Here is an 8,309-nt window from a genome sequence, read left to right on the forward strand (position 1 = left end):
CCTATGTTCGCAGTTGAAGTTCGTGATCACATCATGATCGCCCACAGTCTTCCTCGTCCGGTTTTTGGCCCGGCGCAAGGCATGCATGGGGCCACTTTTGTGGTCGATGCCGCCTTTTTCACACGCGATCTCGATGAGGATGGCTTGGGCGTGGATATTGGTGCCGCAACCACTGTTCTGGCTGATGTGCTCAAACCCCTTAATTATCAAAACCTTGATGATCTGGCCGTCTTCAAGGACACGGTGACCACAACAGAAGTGATTGCAAAATATATTTTCGATCAACTGGCTGATGCGGTTGCTGCCAAACGGCTTGGCCCGGGCAGCCATCGCATTACCCGGCTAAAAATCACCTTGCACGAGTCCCATGCGGCGAGGGCATGGTACGAGGCCGATCTGTGAGCCGAGATCTTACGTTTGCCTTTCCCGGCAGGTTGGAGCTGAACACTGGCGGCTATATCTATGATCGCCGCGTTATTGCCGGACTATCAAAACAAGGTTGGGCTGTTCAGCCCATGGCCTTGGGCGAGGGCTTTCCTTTTCCAACGCCTGATGCAAAAGCCAATGCCGAGCAGACGCTATCAGCCTTGCCAGATGGCTCAATCGTGCTTGTAGACGGCTTGGCGTTTGGCATATTGGATGACTGGGCCAGACGAGAAGGCGCGCGGCTTAACATCGTCGCACTGGTGCACCATCCTCTCGCCTTGGAAACCGGCCTGACCGATGAAGAAAAAGCAGCATTTCACCACTCAGAAATGCAGGCACTGCAATGGGCCAGACATATCATCGTTACATCGCCGGTCACCGCCCGTGAGTTGACGGCGCATTTTAAGGTCAATGCCGAGAGAATAACGGTAGCAATTCCCGGTATTGATGCTGTTTCTGTTGAAACGTCTTCGTCCAATACTGTGCCTCAAATCTTGTCCGTCGGCAATTTAACGCCGCGCAAAGGCCATGACATTTTGCTGGCAGCCCTCAAACAGATTGAAGATCTACCCTGGCAAGCCACCATTATTGGCAGTCGTGATCTCCATCCACAAACGGCGGCACAATTGCAGGCACAGCAACGCGCCCTCGGCCTTGGTGGCCGTGTGGTTTTCAAAGGTGAAGTTGAATCTGTCGCGCCTGCCTTTGAAAAAGCTGATATTTTCGCGCTCGCCAGCCGCTATGAAGGCTATGGCATGGTGTTTGCCGAGGCGTTGGCCCATGGCCTGCCCATTGTTGCCTGCCATGCGCGTGCCATTCCGCAGGTGGTGCCTGAGGAAGCTGGCATTCTTGTACCGGTGGATGATGTTGCTGCCTTCGCAAATGCTCTTCGCAGCCTGCTTCAAGATGTGAAACTTCGACAGGAAAAAGCCGAGGGAGCGAGACGGGCAGGGGCACGCTTGCCAGGTTGGGACCGGACAAGCCAAATTTTGTCGGATGCGTTGGAGACTGTGATGTGAGCGGATTTGATAGCACTTGGCTAGCGCTTCGTGAACCTGCGGATCGGGCAGCCCGTGCTCCCGTTCTGGTGGCACAGCTTTCTCGCCACCTCGCAACTGTCAATGCTCCGCGTGTATTGGATATTGGCTGCGGCACAGGCTCAACCTGGCGCAGCCTTGCCAATGCGCTGCCCGACAGCGTGGGTTGGACCTTGCTGGATCACGACCCTGCCTTGCTGGATGAAGCCAAGAAACGAATGGGTGAGCGGGAAAATATTCAATTTTATCAGCATGATCTGACAGATGTTGACGGACTGCCGCTGAAGGATGTCACTCTTGTCACCGCCTCTGCGCTGTTTGATCTTTGTTCCGATGCGTTTTGCGCAGCGCTGAGCGCCAGATTGGCCATGCAATCCTGCGGGCTTTATGCGGCTTTGAATTACAATGGTGTGATGACGTGGACATTGTCCCTTCCGCTGGATGCGCAGGTTCTGGCAGACTTCAACCACCATCAGCGCACAGACAAGGGTTTTGGGGCAGCCCTCGGCCCGGATGCGACAGACTGTCTGCACCATCACCTTGCTGCCCACGGGTTTCAACTGAGTTGTCAATCCAGCCCTTGGCGCATGGATGCCGGGATGAAGGAGCTTCAAATCGCCTTCCTCAAAGGTCTTCGCCATCCCTTGATAGAAATCGGCAATCTTTCGCCAGCACAGATCGATCAATGGATTTTAGAGCGCATCTCTTTGATAGACGCTCGCGATAGCTTATGCGAGGTCGGCCACACGGACCTGATCGCTTTGCCGGATTGATAAAGGCCTGCGCTGAAAGGAACAATCAAAAAGAATGTCACTCCCAAGGCTATAAACGGTGGTGGCCGGGCGCTTAGCTTCGCAAAGCCGTTGAATCGGCGATAGATTGATGCCGCTTGGCCCCGATCCGATAATGATCGGCGAAATGGACACATGAAGGCGATCCACATGACCCACTTCAATGAAGCGCGCAATTGTTCGGGCACCACCCTCGACAAGAATGCGATGAAGCCCTCTTTCCGCAAGCGCTTGCAACATCATGCCGGTATCCAACCCACAGGCCTCTGACGGCAGGCGGACAACAGTGGCATTTGCCAGTGTTTTTCGAGGCGCATCGATGCTTTGAAAGACAAGAACCGGCGCACCATGATCGTGAAACAGGCTTTCATTGCCGTCCAACTGACCATGGCAATCCACAATGACCCGAACGGGATCATCGCCTTTCACCAGACGCACGGACAAACGCGGATCATCGGCTGTCACGGTGTTCACGCCCACGATTACGGCATCGACCAGCGCCCGACAGCGATGCAGATGAATGAGCCCATCGGGGCCGGAAACATCACGGGCGTCGCCAGCAACGGTGGCAATTCTGCCATCCAGCGATTGGCCCACTTGCGCAATCACAAAGGAGCCCTTGGCAGCAGCAATGGGCGCGTAAATTGCGCCCATGGTGGCAAAATCCGTCACAAGGTTTTTGCCACCATGGGCAACCGCCAGCAGCCTGTCCCATGTTTCCTCGGTGACCTCAGTCGTCTGCATTGCCAATCTAGAGCATCCTGTAGAGTGTATGATCGCGCTTTATAATATGATGAAGTAAGATTGCACTAATATGCAACGCAAAAAGCGCCAATAAGATCCATGCGCTCCAAAAATGAATAGCAGACAATAGACCAGCAAGAGCCGGTGCCTTGGCAATAGGGCTCCAGATCGGCAAAATTCCAAACCAGACCAATGGAAAACCATGGGCATTGGTTGCCAGAAAACCGCTCACAGGCATGATAATCAAAAACACGTAAAGCAAGCCGTGCACACAGGCGGCAGCCGTACGCTCCAACGTCGATCCCTCAGCGTGGGGATGGCCCGCAATCAACCGATTGCCGACCCGCACCAGCATCAACCACAGCACTAAAAAGCCAAGGCTCTCATGAAGCAGATAGAAATTGAGAGAGACTTCGCCTTTCACAAACTGAATGACAATGCCCAGCGGCCATGTTGCAAGAACCAGAACAGCGATAAGCCAATGCAAGAGGCGCGAAGTGGCCGCAAATCGGTGCACTTTGATGTCCACGAGCGATGGCGTGATCGCCTTTGTGAAGGCCGAAGGTTTGGTTCTATCAGGCACGGTCACCTCCCATGGTTTTGCTCAATTCTTGTTTTCGCATCGGATGTTCCGAAAACCGGCTCCCACTTTTCGGACAAAAGCTGTATCCTCTCAAAAGACTGTTACCTTCGAGGTTGAGGCCCTTGCCGCTCCCTTACAATGCGTTTCTCGTCTGGATTGTGCTGCCTGAGAGGCCGCGATCTACATAAAAGCCATTGGGGATGGCCTCTTGCACTTCGCGCACATGGGAAATCAAACCCACCGCCCGTCGGTTGCTGACCAATGTGTTGAGAACATCCAGCACTTGATCCAGCGTTCCTGTGCCGCTTTCGGCGTCAAGGCTGCCGAAACCCTCATCGATAAAGATGGTATCAAGCTGCACTTTGCCGCTTGAGCTTTCAACAACATCGGCCAAACCCAGCGCAAGCGCAAGGGCCGCGATAAAGCTCTCGCCGCCTGAAAGGGTCGACGTTGGGCGAGATTTCCCCGTATAAACATCGCTCACCCGGATGCCCAACCCGCGACGGCCGCGTCCGCTCAATTCGATCTCACGTTCAAGATGATAGCGATGACCCGTCATTGGCCCCAGGCGCAGGTTGGCAGCATTGAGAACCTGGTCAAACATTGCACCAATCGCAAATGTTTCAAGATCCAGATTTTGACTGTTCTTGCCGTCAAACAGGGCGGCGAGGCGCCGAAGAGGGCCAGAACTTTGCTCAAGACGCTCAAGACGCTCCAGTGTTGTTTCGATTTTCTCCCGCAATCGGCGCAGTTGATTCCATAGCGCTTCTGCTTTCAGACGCCTTTCCTGCGCGGCTTCGTGCTCTTTGGCTGCAATGGCGCAGTGTTCTTCAAGCGGTGCCAAGTCCCGCCGCGTCAGGCCAAGGGTTTTGGATTGACAATTGGCAACAGCCTGTTGCGCCGCCATCCATTGCTGCCGATGTTGTTCGACCCGGTCCCGATCGCGCTGAATGTCAACGATCCCGGGCTTCAGTGCCTGAAAATCCTCCTCGGTCAGTTGCACCGCGCTCAAGCGCGCTGCAAATGTCTGCTGCGATTTATCCAGTCGCGTACGCTGGAGCGTAACGGCGTCCGTTGCGGCTTGCATGTCGCGCTCTGCCACAATGAGGGCCTCGCGCGCCGCAGTCGCCTGTTCTTTGGCCTTGTCAAATGCCGTCTGGCGCGCAAGCAATGCCTTTTGCTTCAATGCCACACTGGCATTCAATGCGGTCAGGGTTCTGAGGTTCTCGGGTATATCCGCCAGCATCTCAATATAGCGCGACTGCGCCACTGCCATGGCCGTCTTTGCATCCTGGGCAGCGCGATGAAGCTGGGTTAACGCCTGTTGTTCCGCATCCAGCTGTTGGCCAAGCTGCTGCAGCAGCCGATCAAGATTTGCAACATCCACACCCTCACCAAGGGCTTTGATTGCCTCCTTGCATGTCTCAATTTGCGCGCCGATCTCAGCCGATGATTGCTCAGGCGGTTCTACATTTATCCACTGGCTCCGCCGCTCGCTCAAAATCTCCCGCGCCGAGGTGCTTTTGCGATCCCACTCACGCTCCGCAAGCTGTGCTTGCTCATAATGCTGTCGAGCCCGCCGAAACGCCGCATCCAGACCGCTATTCTCAAGATGCCCGGTCGCGGGGGAGGGGTGGTGGGTCGCACCGCAGACAGGGCAGGGGGCTCCATCAACCAGCTTTTGCGCAAGATGCAGCGCCTGCGCCTCTGCCAATTGGTGTTCCGCCGCTTGTAAGGCTGCTTGCACCGCCTGCAACAGGTCTTTGGCTTCATCGTGGCGGGTTTGCGCATCAACGGCTTGTCTGGCTGCCGCATCAATCCCGGCCATGCCTTTTTCATAGGCAATGGCCGTATGACACGCCGCCGTCAACTGCGCGACGTGCTGCGAAACCACTTGCCGCTGCTCTTCATTTGCGCGCGCAGTCTGCAATTCCAAGGCCAGTCGATCACGCTCCGCAGCCCGTTTGGCAAGATCGCGCTCCGCTTCGGCAACGGCTGCTTCCTGTGTTTTAAAGGCCAAGCTGCTTTTCTGCGCTTCCGCCTCTGCCAACGCAGATTTTTCAAGAATCACCCGCAACCGGGATAGGGCTTCAAGCGCATTGTGCAGCTGGCCGATTTCACCGCTCAATGCGGTCTCACTCGCCAGTGTTTCTGTTGCCTGCCGAGATTTGTTTCGCGCATCGATCACGATGGCCTCGCACTTGGCATTTTTTGCCAGCGCCTCTTTCAAACCCGCTTGCGCCTCCCGAACATGGGCTTCAACATCCAGAAGGCTGCGGGCGCGTTCCAGGGCTGCAACACGCTGTGCGAGCTGCTCAATCTCGGGTGCCGCGGCCGCAAACCCAGCCACATCCGCCTGGGCGGCTTCAATGGCAACAAACAGTTTTTCCACATCGCGCGCCTGGTCCAAGGTTGTGCGCGCTTGAGCAAGCGCATTTGACGCGGAACTTTCCTCGTTCACGGCATCATTGCGGGTTTCTCCTGCCCGCTCAATGCCAGCAGTCAGCGTCTCAGCGCTTTCAAACCCCTCAGTGAAGAGCAAACGACTACAAATTTCGCGCTCAGAGCGCACCTCGCGCTCTGCATCTTCCGCTGTCGCTTTCATTTTGGCCGTGAGCCGGCGATACAGCGAAACATCGAAAAGGCTGCGCAAAATGGCCAATCGATCCTTGGTATTTGCAGCAAGAAATGCTTCAAAGCGTCCTTGCGGCAAAAGAACAATCTGGCGAAATTGCTCAACCCCATAGCCGAGCAGATTTTTAATCTCGGCCTCGACCACACCCGTCTTTCGTTCCGCAATGATTTTTCCGCAGTTTCCGCCAGAAATCTCCTCCAGCGTCAGCCCGGTGGCATCAAACAGCCAGGCCTCATGTGGGCTTCGCGTTTCGCCCGTTCCGCGCTGTTTTGGGCGGCTTTGCTCTGGGCGTCTACGAACAACATAGCGGCGCTCGCCAATATCAAAGACAAACTCCACCTCAGTCAGCATCTCGACATTGGCATGATCTGATCGCAAAGAGCCAGGATCTTGCTCGGGCCTTGCTGGCTCACCGAACAAGGCAAATGTCATGCCGCTGAAAATGCTGGATTTTCCAGCACCTGTCTTGCCATAAATGCCAAAAAGGCCAACCTCGATGGCATCGCGAAAATCGACAATCTCGGTGGCTGCGAAAGGACCAAAAGCCTGAAGCGTTAACCTGACAGGTCTCATATCGCATTCTCCTCGCACTGCATGTCATGAAGTGCGCCGAGCAAAAGCGCGTGCTCGGCCTCTGTCATGCTTTCACCGCTGATCAGCTCAAGGAAGGCGTTGACCAGTTCGTCGGGCGTCACCACATGCGCCGTTGTGGGCATCACATCTTTTTGGTTCACAACGCGCTCATCACGGGCGTAACTGAGATGGCAAACATGGGGAAATACCTCACGCAGGCGTTTCATGGGCTCAATCAAGGGCATGTCGTCGGTCAAGATCACCTTGATAAAATCCGTAGAAGGCGCGCCCGCGATAATCTCGCTGTATTTGCCGCGCAGCACCCGCATGCCCCGCAAGGGCTTGAACGGAATTGTCTCGATCTGGATTTTACCATCACCATCCATGTCGACCACGCTCATCGATTTTTCGTGATCCACCTCATCGAAACCAAAGGCCAAGGGCGATCCGGAATAACGGATATGGTCTGCCCCAACCTGCTGAGGGCGGTGCAGGTGACCAAGAGCAACGTAATGCGCACCCGCGAACACCTCGCAAGATACGGTTTCAACCCCACCAACCCGTGCCAGTGGGCGCTCCACATCGCCAGCCGTGGCCCCCGCCACAAAGGCATGCGCAACAACCACCCATCTTGCATCATCGGGCACGCTGGACCGCGCGCTTGCCACCTGGGCACGCAGCACATGTTCGGGCGTGGCAATCGTCTCATCGGCAAAAGTGGCGCGTGCGGCATATTCATAAGAGAAGGGAAGGGCGGAAAAAGCAATCAGCCCATGCTCATCTCTCAGCAGCAGCGGAGGTTCATCGGCTGAAATAACCCCTCGGACGAGCGCTCGCTTTTTTTCATTAAAAACCGACATGGCATCAATTTTGTCACCAGAATCATGATTGCCAGCGATGACAACAACGGCGGCATTCGTCTCCTGAACAATGCGTGTCACAAAACGATTGAACTGACGAATTGCGGAAGAGGGCGGGGCGGCCCGATCAAAAACATCCCCGGCAATGATCAGAACATCCACGCCTTTATCGCGAACGGTGCGGAAAATCTGATCCAGAACAACTTCCTGATCCTCTTCAAGAGCAATGCCATTAAACTGACGACCAAGATGCAGGTCGGCTGTGTGGAGGATGCGCATAAAATCATACCTGTCTGGATTTGCTGCCTCATTGCCTGAACCGGCTTTGATGACGCAGGGATGCAAAAGCCTGTATATAGATAAAAGCTGGCGGCTCACAACTGCGCAAAGCCTCTCACTACGCAATCCTGACCGCACCATTTCATCTTTAGCCGGAATGGGCTTAAGGCAGAAATTATGCAGCAGGTGTAGAGTGTTGCAGCGTCCTTTGTGCGCCGTATAGGGCAAGCAGTGCGCTCATCAATCCCCCAACGTGTTCAACCCGTTGCTGCAATTGATCACCCGGTTTTTTGGCCGTGTGCATCATTTGCGCGGATCAGCGCCATGAGCACCGGCCCGAGTGAGAACTCGCCCCTTTGCGCACGCCGCGTCAGATCACGC

Annotated in this window: 7 protein-coding genes; 3 read left to right on the top strand and 4 right to left on the bottom strand. The window is 55.3% G+C overall.

Annotation, left to right across the window (positions count from 1 at the left end; all coding sequences use genetic code 11):
- Positions 1 to 3: 3 nt before the first annotated feature.
- Genes BJF95_RS03825 through BJF95_RS03835 form a run of 3 tightly spaced genes read left to right on the top strand, consistent with a single transcriptional unit; the run spans position 4 to position 2,236 of the window.
- Positions 4 to 402: a 6-pyruvoyl trahydropterin synthase family protein gene (locus tag BJF95_RS03825; RefSeq protein WP_075638114.1), complete on the top strand. Its 399-nt coding sequence runs from the start codon at positions 4 to 6 to the stop codon at positions 400 to 402.
- Positions 399 to 1,445, top strand: coding sequence for a glycosyltransferase family 4 protein (locus BJF95_RS03830; protein ID WP_075638115.1), 1,047 nt, complete (start codon positions 399 to 401; stop codon positions 1,443 to 1,445). Before BJF95_RS03825 ends, BJF95_RS03830 begins: the two co-directional genes overlap by 4 nt.
- Positions 1,442 to 2,236, top strand: coding sequence for a class I SAM-dependent methyltransferase (locus BJF95_RS03835; protein ID WP_075638116.1), 795 nt, complete (start codon positions 1,442 to 1,444; stop codon positions 2,234 to 2,236). Before BJF95_RS03830 ends, BJF95_RS03835 begins: the two co-directional genes overlap by 4 nt.
- On the opposite strand, the gene BJF95_RS03840 is transcribed toward BJF95_RS03835, so the two are convergent.
- The 4 genes from BJF95_RS03840 to BJF95_RS03855 form a co-directional block, all read right to left on the bottom strand.
- On the bottom strand, positions 2,192 to 2,998 hold the full coding sequence (locus BJF95_RS03840) for a RibD family protein (protein ID WP_075638117.1): 807 nt from the start codon (positions 2,996 to 2,998) through the stop codon (positions 2,192 to 2,194). The two genes, BJF95_RS03835 and BJF95_RS03840, sit on opposite strands and share 45 nt — an antisense overlap.
- 7 nt (positions 2,999 to 3,005) lie before the next feature.
- Positions 3,006 to 3,542, bottom strand: coding sequence for a cytochrome b (locus tag BJF95_RS03845; RefSeq protein WP_075638152.1), 537 nt, complete (start codon positions 3,540 to 3,542; stop codon positions 3,006 to 3,008).
- Between the two features lie 172 nt (positions 3,543 to 3,714).
- Positions 3,715 to 6,789: an AAA family ATPase gene (locus BJF95_RS03850; RefSeq protein WP_075638118.1), complete on the bottom strand. Its 3,075-nt coding sequence runs from the start codon at positions 6,787 to 6,789 to the stop codon at positions 3,715 to 3,717.
- Positions 6,786 to 7,928 (bottom strand): exonuclease SbcCD subunit D, encoded by a 1,143-nt coding sequence (locus tag BJF95_RS03855; RefSeq protein ID WP_075638119.1) that lies wholly within the window; start codon positions 7,926 to 7,928, stop codon positions 6,786 to 6,788. The genes BJF95_RS03850 and BJF95_RS03855 overlap by 4 nt, the downstream gene beginning before the upstream one ends.
- Positions 7,929 to 8,309: the final 381 nt, after the last annotated feature.

The organism is Rhizobium oryziradicis (genome assembly GCF_001939045.1).
GTDB lineage: Bacteria > Pseudomonadota > Alphaproteobacteria > Rhizobiales > Rhizobiaceae > Allorhizobium > Allorhizobium oryziradicis.

Coding starts and splice junctions, on each gene's coding strand:
- BJF95_RS03825 (WP_075638114.1), top strand. CDS start 4: ATGTTCGCAGTTGAAGTTCGTGATCACATCATGATCGCCCACAGTCTT.
- BJF95_RS03840 (WP_075638117.1), bottom strand. CDS start 2,998: ATGCAGACGACTGAGGTCACCGAGGAAACATGGGACAGGCTGCTGGCG.
- BJF95_RS03850 (WP_075638118.1), bottom strand. CDS start 6,789: ATGAGACCTGTCAGGTTAACGCTTCAGGCTTTTGGTCCTTTCGCAGCC.
- BJF95_RS03855 (WP_075638119.1), bottom strand. CDS start 7,928: ATGCGCATCCTCCACACAGCCGACCTGCATCTTGGTCGTCAGTTTAAT.